The organism is Streptomyces sp. LUP47B, from assembly GCF_001746295.1.
Lineage (GTDB): Bacteria > Actinomycetota > Actinomycetes > Streptomycetales > Streptomycetaceae > Streptomyces.
The window spans coordinates 399,215-417,140 of the sequence record NZ_MJAH01000006.1 but is presented as its reverse complement, the minus strand read 5'-3'; the positions used below and the strand labels follow the sequence as shown (position 1 = coordinate 417,140).

Annotated in this window: 16 protein-coding genes; 1 reads left to right on the top strand and 15 read right to left on the bottom strand. The window is 70.1% G+C overall.

Features of this window, described 5'->3' with window-relative positions:
• Window positions 1–45: 45 nt before the first annotated feature.
• From carB to pyrR, 6 genes are all read right to left on the bottom strand, one after another.
• Entirely contained in the window at window positions 46–3,354 is a 3,309-nt protein-coding gene (gene carB / locus BFN33_RS20150; protein ID WP_069761469.1) for a carbamoyl-phosphate synthase large subunit, read from the bottom strand.
• Window positions 3,347–4,504, bottom strand: a complete 1,158-nt coding sequence (carA, locus tag BFN33_RS20145) for a glutamine-hydrolyzing carbamoyl-phosphate synthase small subunit (protein ID WP_069761468.1) — start codon at window positions 4,502–4,504, stop codon at window positions 3,347–3,349. Before carA ends, carB begins: the two co-directional genes overlap by 8 nt.
• Complete coding sequence (locus tag BFN33_RS20140; protein WP_069761467.1) at window positions 4,501–5,091, bottom strand: hypothetical protein; 591 nt, start codon at window positions 5,089–5,091, stop codon at window positions 4,501–4,503. Before BFN33_RS20140 ends, carA begins: the two co-directional genes overlap by 4 nt.
• On the bottom strand, window positions 5,088–6,374 hold the full coding sequence (locus BFN33_RS20135; protein ID WP_069761466.1) for a dihydroorotase: 1,287 nt from the start codon (window positions 6,372–6,374) through the stop codon (window positions 5,088–5,090). Before BFN33_RS20135 ends, BFN33_RS20140 begins: the two co-directional genes overlap by 4 nt.
• 5 nt (window positions 6,375–6,379) lie before the next feature.
• Window positions 6,380–7,375: an aspartate carbamoyltransferase catalytic subunit gene (locus BFN33_RS20130; RefSeq protein WP_069761465.1), complete on the bottom strand. Its 996-nt coding sequence runs from the start codon at window positions 7,373–7,375 to the stop codon at window positions 6,380–6,382.
• 87 nt (window positions 7,376–7,462) lie between these two features.
• The gene (pyrR, locus tag BFN33_RS20125) at window positions 7,463–8,035 is read right to left on the bottom strand and encodes a bifunctional pyr operon transcriptional regulator/uracil phosphoribosyltransferase PyrR (RefSeq protein ID WP_069761464.1); all 573 of its coding nucleotides are present in this window, start codon (window positions 8,033–8,035) and stop codon (window positions 7,463–7,465) included.
• 253 nt (window positions 8,036–8,288) lie between these two features.
• Here pyrR and bldD point away from each other — a divergent pair, with 253 nt between their 5' ends.
• Complete coding sequence (bldD, locus tag BFN33_RS20120) at window positions 8,289–8,789, top strand: transcriptional regulator BldD (protein WP_069761463.1); 501 nt, start codon at window positions 8,289–8,291, stop codon at window positions 8,787–8,789.
• Window positions 8,790–8,973: 184 nt separating this feature from the next.
• On the opposite strand, the gene nusB is transcribed toward bldD, so the two are convergent.
• The 9 genes from nusB to mltG all read right to left on the bottom strand — a co-directional run bounded on the left by nusB (window position 8,974) and on the right by mltG (window position 17,886).
• A complete protein-coding gene (gene nusB / locus BFN33_RS20115) occupies window positions 8,974–9,408 on the bottom strand; it encodes a transcription antitermination factor NusB (protein WP_057614158.1) in 435 nt (144 codons plus the stop codon).
• Window positions 9,409–9,410: 2 nt separating this feature from the next.
• A complete protein-coding gene (gene efp, locus BFN33_RS20110; protein WP_057614159.1) occupies window positions 9,411–9,977 on the bottom strand; it encodes an elongation factor P in 567 nt (188 codons plus the stop codon).
• A 49-nt stretch (window positions 9,978–10,026) separates the two neighbouring features.
• Window positions 10,027–11,130, bottom strand: coding sequence for an aminopeptidase P family protein (locus tag BFN33_RS20105; RefSeq protein WP_069761462.1), 1,104 nt, complete (start codon window positions 11,128–11,130; stop codon window positions 10,027–10,029).
• Between the two features lie 76 nt (window positions 11,131–11,206).
• Window positions 11,207–12,085, bottom strand: coding sequence for a Pro-rich N-terminal domain-containing protein (locus BFN33_RS20100; RefSeq protein WP_079140895.1), 879 nt, complete (start codon window positions 12,083–12,085; stop codon window positions 11,207–11,209).
• A 290-nt stretch (window positions 12,086–12,375) separates the two neighbouring features.
• Window positions 12,376–13,467, bottom strand: a complete 1,092-nt coding sequence (aroB, locus tag BFN33_RS20095; RefSeq protein ID WP_069761460.1) for a 3-dehydroquinate synthase — start codon at window positions 13,465–13,467, stop codon at window positions 12,376–12,378.
• Complete coding sequence (locus BFN33_RS20090) at window positions 13,464–13,979, bottom strand: shikimate kinase (protein ID WP_069761459.1); 516 nt, start codon at window positions 13,977–13,979, stop codon at window positions 13,464–13,466. The genes aroB and BFN33_RS20090 overlap by 4 nt, the downstream gene beginning before the upstream one ends.
• Complete coding sequence (gene aroC / locus BFN33_RS20085) at window positions 13,976–15,160, bottom strand: chorismate synthase (protein WP_069761458.1); 1,185 nt, start codon at window positions 15,158–15,160, stop codon at window positions 13,976–13,978. The genes BFN33_RS20090 and aroC overlap by 4 nt, the downstream gene beginning before the upstream one ends.
• Window positions 15,161–15,323: 163 nt before the next feature.
• Window positions 15,324–16,163 (bottom strand): shikimate dehydrogenase, encoded by an 840-nt coding sequence (locus BFN33_RS20080; RefSeq protein ID WP_069761457.1) that lies wholly within the window; start codon window positions 16,161–16,163, stop codon window positions 15,324–15,326.
• A complete protein-coding gene (mltG, locus tag BFN33_RS20075) occupies window positions 16,144–17,886 on the bottom strand; it encodes an endolytic transglycosylase MltG (RefSeq protein ID WP_069761456.1) in 1,743 nt (580 codons plus the stop codon). Before mltG ends, BFN33_RS20080 begins: the two co-directional genes overlap by 20 nt.
• Between the last annotated feature and the right edge of the window lie 40 nt (window positions 17,887–17,926).

Sequence of the window (17,926 nt, the reverse complement as noted above, 5' to 3'; positions counted from 1 at the left end):
CTCACGAAGAGGGGGACACCGTTTCCGGTGTCCCCCTCAGGGCTGCTAGTCGCGGGCCGCGGTCAGGTGTTCCGCGTGTTCCTGGAGCGAACGGACGCCCACGTCACCGTGGTTGAGGGCGTCGATGCCCTGGACGGCGGCGGCGAGCGCCTGGACCGTCGTCAGACACGGGACCGACCGCGCCACGGCCGCCGTACGGATCTCGTAGCCGTCGAGGCGGCCGCCGGTGCCGTACGGGGTGTTGACGATCAGGTCGACCTCACCGTCGTGGATGAGCTGGACGATGGTCTTCTCGCCGTTGGGGCCGGTGCCCTCGGACTGCTTGCGCACGACCGTGGCGTTGATGCCGTTGCGCTTGAGGACCTCGGCGGTGCCGGAGGTGGCGAGCAGCTCGAAGCCGTGGGCGACCAGCTCGCGCGCCGGGAAGATCATCGAGCGCTTGTCACGGTTGGCGACCGAGATGAACGCCCGCCCCTTGGTCGGCAGCGGACCGTAGGCGCCCGCCTGCGACTTGGCGTACGCCGTGCCGAAGACGGAGTCGATGCCCATGACCTCGCCGGTGGAGCGCATCTCCGGGCCGAGGACCGTGTCGACGCCGCGGCCGTGGATGTCGCGGAAGCGCGACCACGGCATGACGGCCTCCTTCACGGAGATCGGCGCGTCCAGCGGGAGTTCGCCGCCGTCGCCGTTGGCCGGAAGCAGGCCCTCGGCGCGCAGTTCGGCGACGGTCGCGCCAAGTGAGATCCGGGCGGCGGCCTTGGCGAGCGGCACGGCGGTCGCCTTCGAGGTGAAGGGGACGGTGCGGGACGCGCGCGGGTTGGCCTCCAGGACGTAGAGGATGTCACCGGCCATGGCGAACTGGATGTTGATCAGGCCCCGGACGCCGACCCCGCGCGCGATGGCCTCCGTGGAGGCCCGCAGGCGCTTGATGTCGAAGCCGCCCAGTGTGATCGGCGGCAGGGCGCACGCCGAGTCGCCGGAGTGGATGCCGGCCTCCTCGATGTGCTCCATCACGCCGCCCAGGTAGAGCTCCTGGCCGTCGTAGAGGGCGTCGACGTCGATCTCGATGGCGTCGTCGAGGAAGCGGTCGACCAGGACCGGGCGCGAGGGGCTGATCTCGGTGGACTCGGCGATGTAGGACTCGAGGCGGGTCTCGTCGTAGACGATCTCCATGCCGCGGCCGCCGAGGACGTACGAGGGCCGTACGAGGACCGGGTAGCCGATCTCGTCAGCGATGGCCTTGGCGCCGGCGAAGGTGGTGGCGGTGCCGTGCTTGGGGGCCGGCAGGCCCGCCTCCGCGAGGACACGGCCGAAGGCGCCGCGGTCCTCGGCGGCGTGGATCGCCTCGGGCGGGGTGCCCACGACCGGGACGCCGTTGTCCTTGAGCGCCTGCGCCAGACCCAGCGGGGTCTGCCCGCCCAGCTGCACGATCACGCCCGCGACCGGACCGGCCTGCTGCTCGGCGTGGACGATCTCCAGGACGTCCTCAAGCGTGAGCGGCTCGAAGTACAGCCGGTCGGAGGTGTCGTAGTCGGTGGAGACGGTCTCGGGGTTGCAGTTGACCATCACCGTCTCGTACCCGGCGTCGGACAGCGCGAAGGAGGCGTGCACGCAGGAGTAGTCGAACTCGATGCCCTGGCCGATGCGGTTCGGACCGGAGCCCAGGATGATCACCGCGGGCTTTGTCCGGGGCGCGACCTCGTTCTCCTCGTCGTAGGAGGAGTAGAAGTACGGCGTCTTCGCCGCGAACTCGGCCGCGCAGGTGTCGACGGTCTTGTAGACCGGGCGCACGCCCAGCGCGTGCCGCACCTCCCGCACCACGTCCTCGCGCAGGCCGCGGATCTCACCGATCTGCTGGTCGGAGAAGCCGTGCCGCTTGGCCTCGGCGAGGAGATCGGCGTCCAGACGCTCGGCGGAGGCCAGCTCGTCCGCGGTCTCCTTGATCAGGAAGAGCTGATCGACGAACCAGGGGTCGATCTTCGTGTACTGGAAGACCTCCTCCGGCGTGGCACCCGCGCGGATGGCCTGCATGACGGTGTTGACCCGGCCGTCGGTGGGCCGTACCGACTCCTCCAGGAGGGCGGTCTTGTCGCCGGGCTCGCCCACGAAGGTGAACTGGCTGCCCTTCTTCTCCAGCGAGCGCAGTGCCTTCTGGAAGGCCTCGGTGAAGTTGCGGCCGATCGCCATGGCCTCGCCGACCGACTTCATGGTGGTCGTCAGCGTCGAATCCGCGGACGGGAACTTCTCGAAGGCGAACCGGGGGGCCTTGACCACCACGTAGTCGAGCGTCGGCTCGAAGGAGGCCGGGGTCTGCTCGGTGATGTCGTTCGGGATCTCGTCCAGCGTGTAGCCGACGGCGAGCTTCGCGGCGATCTTGGCGATCGGGAAGCCGGTCGCCTTCGACGCGAGCGCCGACGACCGGGACACACGCGGGTTCATCTCGATGACGATGACGCGGCCGTCCTCGGGGTCCACCGCGAACTGGATGTTGCAGCCGCCGGTGTCGACGCCGACCTCGCGGATGATCGCGATGCCGACGTCGCGCAGCACCTGGTACTCGCGGTCGGTCAGCGTCATCGCGGGGGCCACGGTGATCGAGTCGCCGGTGTGCACGCCCATGGGGTCGAAGTTCTCGATGGAGCAGACGACCACGACGTTGTCGTGCTTGTCGCGCATCAGCTCCAGTTCGTACTCCTTCCAGCCGAGGATGGACTCCTCCAGGAGCACCTCGGTGGTCGGCGAGAGGGTGAGGCCCTGTCCGGCGATGCGGCGCAGCTCCTCCTCGTTGTGCGCGAAGCCGGAGCCGGCGCCGCCCATGGTGAAGGACGGGCGGACGACGACGGGGTAGCCGCCGAGCGTCTCGACGCCCTGCAGGACGTCGTCCATGGAGTGGCAGATGACCGAGCGGGCGGACTCGCCGTGCCCGATCTTCTTGCGGACCTCCTCCACGACGCCCTTGAACAGGTCGCGGTCCTCGCCCTTGTTGATCGCCTCGACGTTGGCGCCGATCAGCTCGACGCCGTACTTGTCGAGGGTCCCGGCGTCATGCAGCGAGATCGCCGTGTTGAGGGCCGTCTGGCCGCCCAGGGTGGGCAGCAGGGCGTCCGGGCGCTCCTTGGCGATGATCTTCTCGACGAACTCCGGGGTGATCGGCTCGACGTAGGTGGCGTCGGCGATCTCCGGGTCGGTCATGATCGTCGCCGGGTTGGAGTTGACCAGGATCACCCTGAGGCCCTCGGCCTTCAGGACCCGGCACGCCTGCGTGCCGGAGTAGTCGAACTCGGCGGCCTGGCCGATGACGATCGGGCCGGAGCCGATGACCAGGACGGACTGGATATCGGAGCGCTTAGGCACGCTGGCCCTCCATCAGGGATACGAAACGGTCGAACAGGTAGGCGGCGTCGTGCGGACCCGCTGCCGCTTCGGGGTGGTACTGGACGGAGAAGGCCGGCTGGTCGAGCAGCTGGAGTCCCTCCACGACGTTGTCGTTCAGGCAGACGTGGGAGACCTCGGCACGGCCGAACTCGGTCTCGCTGACCTTGTCGAGCGGTGCGTCCACGGCGAATCCGTGGTTGTGCGCGGTGACCTCGACCTTGCCGGTGGTCCGGTCCTGCACGGGCTGGTTGATGCCCCGGTGGCCGTACTTCAGCTTGTAGGTGCCGAAGCCGAGCGCGCGGCCGAGGATCTGGTTGCCGAAGCAGATGCCGAACAGCGGCGTCCTGCGCTCCAGGACGGCGGTCATCAGCGCGACCGGGCCCTCGGCGGAGGCCGGGTCGCCGGGCCCGTTGGAGAAGAAGACTCCGTCGGGGGCGACGGCGTAGACGTCTTCCGCGGTGGCCGTGGCCGGCAGTACGTGCACCTCGATGCCGCGCTCGGCCATGCGGTGCGGGGTCATGCCCTTGATGCCGAGGTCGATCGCGGCGACGGTGAACTTCTTCTCACCGACCGCGGGAACGACGTAGGCCTCCTTGGTGGCGACCTCCTCGTAGAGCGAGGCGCCCTTCATGTGCGGCTGGGCCTGCACGCGCGCGACGAGCTCGGGCTCGGCGGCGATCGCCTCGCCGGAGAAGATCCCGGCGCGCATCGAGCCGCGCTCGCGCAGGTGGCGGGTGAGCGCGCGGGTGTCGATGCCGGAGATCCCGACGATGTCCTGCGCGACCAGCTCGTCGTCCAGGGAGCGCTTGGCGCGCCAGTTGGACGGCACGCGCGCGGGGTCGCGCACGACGTAGCCGGAGACCCAGATGCGGTTCGACTCGTCGTCCTCGTCGTTCCAGCCGGTGTTGCCGATCTGCGGGGCGGTCGCGACGACGATCTGGCGGTCGTACGACGGGTCGGTCAGGGTCTCCTGGTAGCCGGTCATGCCGGTGGAGAAGACGGCCTCGCCGAAGGTCTCCCCCACGGCCCCGTAGGAACGGCCCCGGAAGATCCGGCCGTCCTCCAGGACGAGTACCGCAGGGGACACCTTTTTCCTCTGCGAGGCGTTCCCCTTCGTGGAGGTCGTCATCGTGCGCCTTCCGTTTCCGTCTTGTTGATCATGGAGTTGATGGCGTCGACCCAGTCGGTGTGCTCGGCCGCGTGGTCGGAGCGGAACCCCGAGTCGATCAGACGCTCGCCGTGGGCCCAGGTCACCACGAGGAGCCCGCCCTCGGTCAGGACCTTGCCCGCGATGCCCTTGCCGAGCACGGCCTCCCGCAGGGCCGCGCGCGGGATGAAGAAGTCGGTCGCGCCGGGGCGCACGACGTCCAGTCCCGCGTCCGTCAGCGTGAGCTCGACCCGGCTGCGGGCGCCCAGGCCGTGCGCCACGATCCGGTCGAGCCACTGCCCCGCGGTGGTGGAGCCGTGGTAGCGGCCGCTCATGCCCAGTCTCGCCGGGCCGGGGTCGTCCGGCGCGGTAGGCAGCTCGGGCAGGTCGCCCTGCAGCGTGCCGCGCCACTTCCAGCCCTCACGCATCAGCCAGTAGACGAGCGCGACGAAGAGGGCGAGGCCGACGAGCCAGCCGACCCGGGCGGCCCAGTCGGTAACCTCGGCCGACTTCTTCTCGGCGGCAAGGCCGGTGGCGAGTCCGGCGGCGAGCAGAGTTGCAGATGTCACGTGAGCTTCCCGTCGACGAGCGTGGCCTTGCCCCGGAGCCACGTGTGCGTGACACGGCCCGGCAGCTCACGCCCCTCGTACGGAGTGTTGCGGCTGCGCGAGGCGAAGCCCGCGGGGTCCACGGACCCACGGTATTCCGTGTCGACGAGCATGAGGTTGGCGGGCTCACCAGCCGAGACGGGACGCCCGTGGCCCTTCGCCTGCCCGATCTCGGCGGGCTTGAAGGACATGCGCTCGGCGACCCCGGCCCAGTCGAGGAGCCCGGTGTCCACCATGGTCTCCTGCACCACTGACAACGCGGTCTCCAGGCCGACCATGCCCATGGCGGCCGCGGCCCACTCGCAGTCCTTGTCCTCGTGCGGGTGCGGCGCGTGGTCGGTGGCGACGATGTCGATCGTGCCGTCGGCGAGCGCCTCCCGCAGGGCGTACACGTCACGCTCGGTGCGCAGCGGGGGGTTGACCTTGTAGACGGGGTTGTAGGTGCGCACCAGCTCGTCCGTGAGGAGCAGGTGGTGCGGGGTGACCTCGGCCGTGACGTCGATGCCGCGGGACTTGGCCCAGCGGACGATCTCGACGGACCCGGCGGTCGAGAGGTGGCAGATGTGGACGCGGGAGCCGACGTGCTCGGCGAGCAGGACATCCCGGGCGATGATCGATTCTTCGGCCACCGCGGGCCAGCCCCCGAGGCCCAGCTCGGCGGAGACGACGCCCTCGTTCATCTGGGCGCCCTCGGTCAGCCGCGGCTCCTGCGCGTGCTGGGCGACGATTCCGCCGAAGGCCTTCACGTACTCCAGCGCGCGCCGCATGATCACGGCGTCGTCGACGCACTTGCCGTCGTCGGAGAAGACGGTCACCCCGGCGGCCGACTCGTGCATGGCACCGAGCTCGGCGAGCTTGCGGCCCTCCAGGCCGACGGTGACCGCACCGATGGGCTGCACGTCGCAGTAGCCGTGCTGCTGGCCGAGCCGGTAGACCTGCTCGACCACACCGGCGGTGTCGGCCACCGGGAAGGTGTTGGCCATGGCGAACACGGCCGTGTAACCGCCGGAGGCCGCCGCACGCGTGCCCGTCAGCACGGTCTCGGAGTCCTCACGGCCCGGTTCGCGCAGATGGGTGTGCAGGTCGACGAGGCCCGGCATGAGCACCTTTCCGCCCGCGTCGACGACCTCGGCGCCCTCGGCTGAGATCCCCGTACCGACCGCCTCGATGGACGAGCCGTCGATCAGCACGTCCTGCGGCTCGCCGCCGAGGACCTTCGCACCACGGATCAGGATCTTGCTCATGTGACTTACTTCTCCTCGATACGGGTGGGGGACACGGCGGGCACGTTCTTCGAATCGACCACGGCGCCGCCGAGCAGCAGATACAGGACGGCCATCCGGATGGAGACTCCGTTTGCGACCTGCTCGACGACGGTGCAGCGGTCGGAGTCGGCGACCTCGGCGGTGATCTCCATACCGCGGACCATCGGGCCGGGGTGCATCACGATGGCGTGCTCCGGCATCCGCGCCATGCGGTCGCCGTCCAGGCCGTAGCGCCGCGAGTACTCGCGCTCGGTCGGGAAGAAGGCGGCGTTCATCCGCTCGCGCTGCACGCGCAGCATCATCACCGCGTCCGATTTGGCGAGGGTGCCGTCGAGGTCGTACGCGACCTCGCAGGGCCAGGTCTCGACGCCGACCGGCACCAGGGTGGGCGGGGCGACGAGGGTGACCTCGGCGCCGAGGGTGTGCAGCAGGTCGACGTTGGAGCGGGCGACCCGGCTGTGCAGGATGTCACCGACGATCGTGATGCGCTTGCCGGCGAGGTCCTGGCCGATCCCCGCGTCCCGGCCGACGAGCCGGCGGCGCATGGTGAACGCGTCCAGCAGGGCCTGGGTGGGGTGCTGGTGGGTGCCGTCACCGGCGTTGATGACGGCCGCGTCGATCCAGCCGGAGGTGGCGAGGCGATACGGCGCCCCCGAGGCGCCGTGGCGGATGACGACGGCGTCGACACCCATGGCCTCCAGGGTCTGGGCGGTGTCCTTGAGGGACTCGCCCTTGGACACGCTGGAGCCCTTGGCGGTGAAGTTGATGACGTCCGCCGACAGACGCTTCTCGGCGGCTTCGAAGGAGATACGCGTACGCGTGGAGTCCTCGAAGAAGAGATTGACGATCGTGCGGCCGCGCAGGGTCGGCAGCTTCTTGATCGGCCGGTCGGCGACCCGGGCCATCTCCTCGGCGGTGTCGAGGATCAGGACGGCGTCGTCGCGGGTCAGGTCGGCGGCCGAGATGAGATGACGCTGCATCTTTCAGGCTCCGTAAGGCAGTTCAGGATCGGGAGATTCCGGGCAGGCGAGGGCACGCCGGATAGGGCGTACCCGGTCCGTCCGCCGCTAGGTCTGCTTCACACCGAGCAGCACGGTGTCGCGACCGTCCTCCTCGGCGAGCTGGACCTTGACCGTCTCCCGCAACGACGTGGGGAGGTTCTTGCCGACGTAGTCGGCACGGATGGGCAGTTCGCGGTGGCCTCTGTCGACGAGGACCGCGAGCTGCACCGCGCGAGGGCGGCCGATGTCGTTCAGGGCGTCCAGGGCGGCGCGGATGGTACGGCCTGAGAAGAGCACGTCGTCGACGAGGACGACCAGACGGCCGTCGATGCCGTCACCGGGAATCTCGGTGCGGGCCAGCGCACGCGGCGGGTGCATGCGCAGATCGTCGCGGTACATGGTGATGTCGAGCGAACCGACCGGAATCCCGCGGCCGGTGATCTCCTCGAGCTTGACGGCGAGCCGCTGGGCGAGGAAGACGCCCCGGGTGGGGATGCCGAGGAGCACCACGTCGTCGGCGCCCTTGGCGCGTTCGACGATCTCGTGGGCGATACGGGTCAGCACGCGTGCGATGTCGGGGCCTTCGAGAACGGGCCGGGCATCGGACGCCTGGTGGTCGGAAGTGTCCTGCGTGTCCATACGAAACGGACCTCCTTCTCCGCCTCACGGGACGGACCTTAAAGGACGTCGGATTTGCGCCATCCACGGTAGCAGGCCGGAACGGCGTCCCCGATCACCCCCTTGGCCCAATCAGCCACCACTCTCACGGAAGAGTCGGTGTGGACCATTCGGCTTGACGCAGAAGAGTCACGCTGCGTAACCTCACAGTGAGTTACCAGACGCGCGGCTCGAAACCACTGCGGCCGCGTCGATCCAGTGTCCGGGGAGCTATATGTCCAGCGAATACGCCAAACAGCTCGGGGCCAAGCTCCGGGCCATCCGCACCCAGCAGGGCCTTTCCCTCCACGGTGTCGAGGAGAAGTCCCAGGGACGCTGGAAGGCGGTCGTGGTCGGTTCGTACGAGCGCGGCGACCGCGCGGTGACGGTGCAGCGTCTTGCCGAGTTGGCGGATTTCTACGGCGTTCCGGTGCAGGAGCTGCTGCCCGGCACCACTCCGGGCGGGGCCGCCGAGCCGCCGCCGAAGCTGGTCCTGGACCTGGAGCGGCTGGCCCACGTCCCGGCCGAGAAGGCCGGCCCCCTCCAGCGGTATGCGGCGACCATCCAGTCCCAGCGTGGTGACTACAACGGCAAGGTGCTCTCGATCCGCCAGGACGACCTGCGCACACTCGCCGTCATCTACGACCAGTCCCCCTCGGTCCTCACCGAGCAGCTGATCAGCTGGGGCGTGCTGGACGCGGACGCGCGTCGCGCGGTGTCCCACGAGGACGGCTGAGCCGCTCCCAGCCTCAGCAGAAACGTGCCGCCGGGGTGGCCGGAACTTCACGGTTCCGGCCACCCCGGCGGCTTTCTGCGCGCCTTGTGGGGCCTGCGCGTACACAGACGCCTGAGGGCCCGCGGCGGTCTCGCTGCGGGCCCTCAGGCGTTTCGCGCCTCTTACGCGTCGTGCCGACGCGGTCCTACGCCTCGTCCCGGCGCAGCGACGGCTTCAGGTCCTTGAGCCGGCCCAGCAGGCCGTTCACGAACGAGGGTGACTCGTCCGTGGAGAACTCCTTCGCCAGCTGCACCATCTCGTCGAGCACCACCGCGTCCGGGGTCTCGTCGGCCCAGATCAGCTCATGGGCGCCCAGACGCAGGATGTTGCGGTCGACGACCGGCATCCGGTCCAGCGTCCAGCCGACCGAGTACTGCGCGATCAGCTCGTCGATGCGCTTCGCGTGCTCCGCGTAGCCCTCGACCAGCTGCATCGTGTACTCGCTCACCGGCGGCTGCCGGGTGTCTTCCCGGGAAAGCCGGATCCAGTCCGCCAGGACCGTCAGGACGTCGACTCCGCGCTGGTCGCCCTCGAAGAGGATCTGGAAGGCGCGCTTGCGGGCCGTGTTGCGGGCAGCCACGGTTAGCTGTTCACCCGGCCGAGGTAGTCGCTCGTGCGGGTGTCGACCTTGATCTTCTCACCGGTGGTGATGAAGAGCGGGACCTGGATCTGGTGACCGGTCTCCAGGGTGGCGGGCTTGGTGCCGCCGGTGGAGCGGTCGCCCTGCAGGCCCGGCTCGGTCTCCTGCACGACGAGCTCGACGGCGGCCGGCAGCTCGACGAAGAGCACCTCGCCCTCGTGCTGCGCCACGGTGGCGGTGAAGCCCTCGATCAGGAAGTTGGCGGCGTCGCCGACGGCCTTGCGGTCGATCATCAGCTGGTCGTAGGTCTCCATGTCCATGAAGACGAAGTACTCGCCGTCCATGTACGAGAACTGCATGTCGCGCTTGTCGACAGTGGCCGTCTCGACCTTGACGCCGGCGTTGAACGTCTTGTCGACGACCTTGCCGGACAGCACGTTCTTGAGCTTGGTGCGCACGAATGCAGGGCCCTTGCCGGGCTTGACGTGCTGGAACTCGACGACGGACCAGAGCTGGCCGCCTTCGAGCTTGAGCACCAGGCCGTTCTTGAGGTCGTTCGTGGAAGCCACGGTTGCGGAATCTCCTGGACTGACGTGGACGACCCCGGCGCACGCACTCCTACAGCGCGAGCAGCTCCTTGGTCGTGATGGTGAGTAGCTCGGGTCCGCCGTCCGCCTCGGGGCGTACGACGAGCGTGTCATCGATCCGGACGCCGCCCCGTCCCGGGAGGTGGACCCCCGGTTCGACGGTGACCGGCACGCAAGCGTCCAGTTTACCCATGGCCGCGGGGCCCAACTGCGGGTCCTCGTCGATTTCCAGTCCCACACCGTGTCCGGTGAGGGTCGGCAGGCCCTCGTGGTGGCCCGCGGACTCCAGTACCTGACGGGCCGCACGGTCCACGTCGCGGTAGGCCGCACCGGGTGTCAGCGACTCGCGTCCGGCCCGCTGAGCGGCGAAGACGAGGTCGTACAGGTCGATCTGCCAGTCCGCGGGGGACGTACCGATGACGAAGGTACGGCCGATCTCACAGCGGTAGCCGCGGTAGCTCGCGCCCAGGCAGACGGAGAGGAAATCGCCCTCCTCGACACGGCGGTCGGTGGGACGGTGGCCGGGGCGGCCGGCGTTCGGACCCGTCCCCACGGATGTGGCGAAGGCCGGGCCGTCGGCGCCGTGATCGACGAGACGGCGCTCCAGTTCGAGCGCGAGATGTCGCTCGGTGCGGCCGACGAGGATGGACTCCAGGAGTTCTCCCAGTGCCTGGTCGGCGATCTCGGCGCCGATGCGCAGGCAGGAGATCTCCTCCTCGTCCTTGATGACGCGGAGCTGTTCGACCGCGCCCGCGAGGTCTGCCAGGCGCAGCCTCGGGACGACCGAGCGGATGGCTCGGTGGCGGCCGACGGTGAGGTGGTGTTCCTCGACGGCGAGGGAGCCGGCATTTTCGCCTGCCGCGAGGTCGGCCGCGGCGACGGCCGGGTCGCCGGCGGCGCCGGGGAGTGTGTGGATCCGCAGGGCCTCGTCGGGACGGCCGTCCATGCGGTCGTCCAGCGGACCGGGGCAGAGCAGGACGTCCTCGCCGGCGCCGAGCAGGAGGACGGCGCCGCGGGGGGCGGTGCCCGCGAGGTAGCGGACGTTGGCGGGGCGGGAGATCAGCGCGGTGGCGCTGCCGCCGGCTTGGCAGCGGGCCCTGAGCTTCGTTCTCCGGGTGACGTACACCTCTGACATGACACGAGCGTAGGAGTCATACGAGTGCGGCGCCGTTCGGGAGAGGCCGAGTGGGGGTTCGTGCCGATCCCCTGCGTCACCAGCTCGGTGGGCTCGCGATCGACCGCGCCAGCACGTCGTCCAGGACTCTCGCCGTCTGGGCCACGTCCATCTGGCTGTTGTCGATGATCGGCAGGCCCGAGCCGTACCACCCGGCCATCCGGCCGTGGATCCGGGCGACCTCCTCGTCGGTCAGGCGGCGGTTGCCCGAGCGTTCGGCGTTGCGCTCCAGGACGATCTCCAGGCCGGGCAGCAGCACCACCGGCAGCAGTCCCGGACCGACGTGCCGCTTCCAGCCGCCGAGGCCGACCACCGGACGGTCGGGGAAGACGGCGTCGTCGAGGATGCAGGAGATGCCGTTCGCCAGAAAGTTGCGGGCGGCGAAGCCGCAGGTGCGGCGGGCGAGGCGGTACTGGGCCTCGGAGTGGTCGTTCCAGCCGGACTGGGGGTCGGCGAAGCCCGAGCGGACCCACTCGCGCACGTCGTCGAGGCTGATGTGGGCGGTGGGGACCCTGCGGTGGTCGGCCCAGTACTTGGCGACGCTCGTCTTGCCGGCGCCCGCCGGGCCGATGAGCAGCACGGCGAGGGTGGTGCCCGCGGGATCGGACACGGCGGCGGGCGGGGTGCTGGGGACGCCCACGGGGGCGCCGGGCGGCAGCGGCACATGGCCGGTGGTGTCCGGGACCGGCGCGGGTGAGTGCTGCGGTGCGGGCGGGACCGGTGAGTGCTGGGGCGTCGGCGGAACCGGGGCCGGGGTGAACCCGGGTGCCGGAGGCGATGGGGGCACCGGGGCGGAACCCTGGTGCGCGCCCGGGTGATGCGGTCCCGGGTGGTGTGCGGCCGGCGACCAGCCGGCGGCGGGTCCGTGCCCCGGCTGATGGGGCGGCGGCAGCGGAGAACCCACTGCGTGCTGCATCCGGTGCGACTCCGTCTCGTCTTTTCGGCTTGCTCGCCTCCGGGGCGCTCGCGTCGGTGCCGGGAGCCCGACCGTGCTCGGCCCGAAGGCCGGTGCCCGCTCGTCCTCTCGTCTCCGACGCGCCCCTCCGGCTCACTCGCGGCAGGCTGATCGGCGCTGGTTACGGGGTGGTACATACCCCGCTCGTCACCGAACGGTACCGCCCCCGGCCCTCCTTTGGTGAAACGGCCGGGGGAGCCCCGAAGTGCCCCTGACGCAAGGCGAATCAGGCGGAACGCCCGTCGCGGGACTTACTGGCCGACCTCGCCGTACGCGGCGAGCAGGACCGCAGGGTCCGGGCCCTCCAGGACCGTGGGCTTGCCCAGTCCGTCGAGGACGATGAACCGCAGCAGATTGCCGCGGGACTTCTTGTCGACCTTCATGGTCTCCAGCAGCTTGGGCCACTGGTCGTAGCGGTAGTGCAGCGGCAGGCCGACCGATTCGAGGACGGTGCGGTGGCGGTCGGCCGTCGCGTCGTCCAACCGGCCCGCCAGACGACCCAGTTCGGCGGCGAAGTGCATGCCTACGGCGACCGCGGCACCGTGCCGCCACTTGTACCGCTCGTTCTTCTCGATGGCGTGGGCGAGCGTGTGGCCGTAGTTGAGGATCTCCCTGAGGCCCGACTCCTTGAGGTCGGAGGAGACGACCTCGGCCTTGACCCGGATCGAGCGCTCGATGAGTTCGGCGGTGTGCGGGCCCGCCGGGGTGCGCGCGGCCTGCGGGTCGGACTCGATGAGCTCCAGGATCACCGGGTCGGCGATGAAGCCGGCCTTGATGATCTCGGCGAGTCCGGAGACGTAGTCGTTGACGGGCAGGGAGTCCAGCGCGGCCAGGTCGCACAGGACACCGGCGGGCGGGTGGAAGGCGCCGACGAGGTTCTTGCCCTCGGCGGTGTTGATGCCGGTCTTGCCGCCGACGGCCGCGTCGACCATGGCGAGCACGGTGGTCGGGATGGCGATCCAGCGCACCCCGCGCAGCCACGTCGCGGCCACGAAGCCGGCGAGGTCGGTGGTGGCGCCGCCGCCGACGCCGACCACGACGTCGGTGCGGGTGAAGCCGGACTGGCCGAGCGCCTTCCAGCAGTAGGCGGCGACCTCGGCGGTCTTGGCCTCCTCCGCGTTCGGGACCTGGATGGCGACGGCCTCGAAGCCCTGTCCGGCGAGGTCGTCACGCAGCGCCTCACCGGTGTCGGCGAGCGCCTCGGGGTGGATGATCGCGACCCGCTGCGCCTTCTCCCCGATCAACGCGCCGAGCTCACCCAGGAGTTGACGTCCCACCAGGACCTCGTACGGATCGCTGCCCGCGGTGCCGCCGACCTGGATGCGCGTCACTGCCTCGCTCATGCTTCCTTCAACTCCAGTGCGTCCAGCGCGATTCGGGTGACTTCTTCGGGTGTACGGCCGTCCGTGGCGACCACCGTCGTGGCGATCGACTCGTACAGGTGGCGGCGGGCCTCCATCAGCTCGCGCCACTGCTTGCGCGGATTGACCGCGAGCAGCGGACGCGCGGCGTTCAGGCCGGTGCGCTTGACCGCCTCCTCGACGTCCATCGAGAGGTACACCACCTGCTGCCCGGCCAGCAGCGCGCGCGTGTCCGCGTCCAGGATCGAGCCGCCGCCCAGCGCGAGGACACCGTCGTGCTCGGCGAGCGCCCGCCGCACGGCGGCCTTCTCGATCGCCCGGAAGGCCGGCTCGCCCTCGTCGACGAAGATCTCCGCGATCGTGCGGCCCTGCTCGGCGACGATGTCGTCGTCGGTGTCCCGGTAGCCGACGCCGAGCCGCTCGGCCAGCTGCTGCCCGACGGTGGACTTGCCCACGCCCATCGGACCGACCAGCACCACCTTCGGACCGGTCATCGGATGGCCAGGTTCTCGAGGTAGGACCGCACGTTGCGGCGAGTCTCGGGAACGCTGTCGCCGCCGAACTTCTCCGCCACCGCGTCCGCCAGGACCAGGGCGACCATGGCCTCGGCGACGATGCCGGCGGCCGGCACCGCGGACACGTCGGAGCGCTGGTGGTGGGCCTGCGCGGCCTCGCCGGTGGTCACGTCGACGGTCTGCAGGGCGCGCGGCACGGTCGCGATCGGCTTCATCGCGGCCCGCACCCGCAGCAGCTCACCCGTGCTCAGTCCGCCCTCGGTGCCGCCCGAGCGGCCGGAGACGCGCCGGATGCCCTCGGGCGAGTTCACGATCTCGTCGTGCGCCTTCGAGCCCGGCACCCGCGCCAGCTCGAAGCCGTCGCCGAGCTCGACACCCTTGATCGCCTGGATGCCCATCAGGGCACCCGCCAGGCGGGCGTCCAGCTTGCGGTCCCAGTGCACGTGCGAGCCGAGGCCCACCGGCACGCCGTACGCCAGGATCTCGACCACTCCGCCGAGGGTGTCGCCGTCCTTGTGGGCCTGGTCGATCTCCGCGACCATCGCCTTCGACGCGTCCGCGTCCAGGCAGCGCACCGGGTCCGCGTCGAGCTTCTCCACGTCGGCCGGGGTGGGGTACACGCCCTGCGGGGCCCTGGCCGAGGCCAGCTCCACGACATGACTGACGATCTCGATACCGGCCGTCTCCTTCAGGTACGACCGGGCCACCGCGCCCAGCGCCACCCGGGCCGCCGTCTCCCGCGCGGAGGCCCGCTCCAGGATCGGCCGGGCCTCGTCGAAGCCGTACTTCTGCATGCCCGCGAGATCGGCGTGACCGGGCCGCGGCCGGGTCAGCGGCGCGTTGCGCGCGAGGCCCGCCAGGATCTCCGGGTCGATGGGATCGGCCGACATGACCTGCTCCCACTTGGGCCACTCGGTGTTGCCCACCATGATCGCGACCGGGGAACCGAGACTGAGGCCGTGCCGGACTCCGCCGAGAAAGGTGACCTCGTCACGCTCGAACTTCATCCGGGCACCGCGGCCGTAGCCCAGCCGACGCCTCGCCAGGTGGTCCGCCACCATCTCCGTGGTGATCGGCACGCCGGCGGGAAGGCCCTCCAGCGTCGCCACGAGTGCGGGACCGTGGGATTCCCCCGCGGTCAGCCAGCGCAACCTGCTCAACGGTGCTCCTCAGTGCTCGCGCCCTGGTACTGCCCTGCTTACGCGCGTCCTCGCGTACGGCAACGGCGCGACCAGGTGCGCGGCCCCGGCCCGCCACCTCCGATCCTCCCACGTTCGCCGCCGGGAGCCGGTCACTGGTCCAGCAGACGGACGTGGACGGATCTCAGCGGGCAGCCAGCGCGTGCTCGCCCGCCTTGCGCATGGCCTCCACGGGCGCGGGCCGCAGGCCGGTCATCTGCTCGACCTGGAGCACCGCCTGGTGCACGAGCAGGTCGAGGCCGCTGACCACGGCTCCGCCGATCATCGACCAGCGGGCCGCGAGCTCGGTCGGCCACGGGTCGTAGAGCACGTCGAAGAGGGCCGCGGGGCGCTGCGGTACGGCGTGGGCGAGGGCGTCCGTCGCCCCGGCGGGGGTGGTCGCGATCACCAGAGGAGCGTCCAGGGCCTGGGCCGCGTCCGCCCAGTCCGCCGTGCGCACCTCGACGTCGAGACGCTCGCCCCACTGCCGCATCTCGGCGGCGCGGGCCTCGCTGCGCACATAGGCGACGACCTCACCGGTGCAGATCCGGGCGAGCGCGGCGAGCGCGGAGGAGGCGGTGGCGCCGGCGCCGAGGATCGCCGCCGAGTCGACCTGTTCGATGCCCCGCTCCCTGAGGGCGGCGACCATCCCCGGGATGTCGGTGTTGTCGCCGAGGCGGCGGCCGTCCTCGGCGAACACGACCGTGTTGACCGCCTCCACCGACGCGGCCGTCTCACTGATCTCGTCGAGCAGCGGAATGACCGCCCGCTTGAGCGGCATGGTCACCGACAGCCCGGCCCACTCCGGCCCCAGCTGCCCGACGAACCCGGGCAGTGCGGCCTCGTCGAGCTCGAACCGGTCGTACGACCAGCCCGTGAGCCCCAGCTCCTCGTAGGCGGCCCGGTGCAGGACCGGCGAGAGGGAGTGGGCGATGGGCTTTCCGAGGACGGCGGCCCGGCGGGCGTCAACTGCCCGTGCTTGCATCGAACTTGTCCTTGAGCCTCAGGAATTCAGCGTGGGTCTTGGCGAATTCGGTGGTCTTCAAGCCGTCGGTCGCGACGAAGTAGTACCAGCCGTCGTCGGTCGGGTTCAGCGCGGCCTTCAGCGCGACGTCGCCCGGATTGTCGATCGGGCCGGGCGGCAGACCCTTGTTCGTGTACGTGTTGTACGGGTCCTTGTTGCTCTTGATCTCCGACTCGGAGATGCGGATGTCGCTCTCGTTCTTCAGGTAATTGAAGGTCGAGTCGAACTGGAGCAGGCCGTAGGTCTCGGGGTTGGCGAGGTTGAGCCGGTTGTAGACCACCTCTGCCATCTTGCGGTAGTCGTCCTCGGTTTTCCCCTCGGCCTCGACGAGGCTGGCGACCGTGATGACCTGCAGCGGGCTGTCCAGCTTGAGCGCCTTGGCCTTCGCCTCCAGGTCGTACTTGCCGTAGGTCTCGGCGGCCTGGGTGACCATTTCCTTCAGCACCGTCTCGGGCTTCATGCCCTTCGCGGCGGGATAGGTACCCGGGTAGAGGAAGCCCTCCAGCGGGTCCTTGATGTCGTCGTTGTCGTTCGCCCAGCTCGGCAGCCCGAGGCTCTTGTATTTCTTTTCGGCCGTCTTCTTCGTGGTACCGGAAGCAAGATCGAGTTTCTCGTCGATCCTCTTGTAGACGGCGATGTTCCGAATTCCCGGAATGACCTGCACGTTGTTCTGGCTCTTCGGGTCGAGCATCATCACGACGGCGCTCTCGGCGGACATCTCCTTCTTCAGGAGATAGGCGCCGGCCTGGATCGCCTTGCCCTTGGGGTTCTGCTCCTGGGCGGACACGAAGGCGTCGACGCTCTTCACGACACCCGCGTCCTTCAGCAGCCGGCCGATCGCGTACCCGCCCGCGCCCTTGGGGACCTGGACGGTGACCATCTGGCTCGTCCCGTCCCCGGCATAGTCCGGGGCCGCGCCGAAACGATTTTGGTAGTACTGGTACCCGAAGTAGGCGACGCCCGCGGTGCCGCCGCCGAACACCAGCAGGACCACCAGACAGGCGCATCCGCTCCTGCGCTTCTTGCCGCCCTTGTCGCCGCGCCCGCGCCGGTCGCCGCGGCCGCCTTTCGGGTCGTCGGAGTCGTCCTCGCTGTCGTCGTCGCCCGCGAAGAAGGCGTGCTCTCCCTGGTCCGGCCCTGGATCCCAGTCGATCTGCGGCTCCGGCTCGGCCCGCCGACGGCCCGGCGGCTCCGGCGGCGGGTACGCGTCAGGGCTGCCGTAGTAGTCCTGCTGCCCGGCACCGTACACGGCCGCCTGCTGTCCGTACGGGTCCGAGGGATCGGCGGGGTACGGCACCTGCGCCTGCGTGCCGGTCGCCCAGCCGTTGCCGTTCTCGTCGTACGACTGCTGCGGCTGGCCCTGGTACGACTGCTGGTCGTACTGCTGATGCTGCTGGTCGTACTGCTGGCCGTACTGCTGCTGGCCGTACTGCTGATGCTGGTCGTACTGGCCGTCGTGCTGCTGGTACTGCTGCTGCGCCTGACCATAGGCGGCCTGCCGGCCGTCGTCCCAGCCACCGTTGTCGTACTGCTGCTGCGGCTGCTGCGGATAGTGCTGCGGCTGGCCGCCGTAGGGGGACTGCTGACCGGCGTCGGCCTGCTGTCCCTCCCATCCACCGTTCCCGTACAACGGGTCCTCGGGATGCCACGGTTCGGAGCCTTCGCCCCGGCCATACTCAGTCATCGATCCCCTAGAGCCGCGAGGCGGCGGTCTCCTTCTCTCA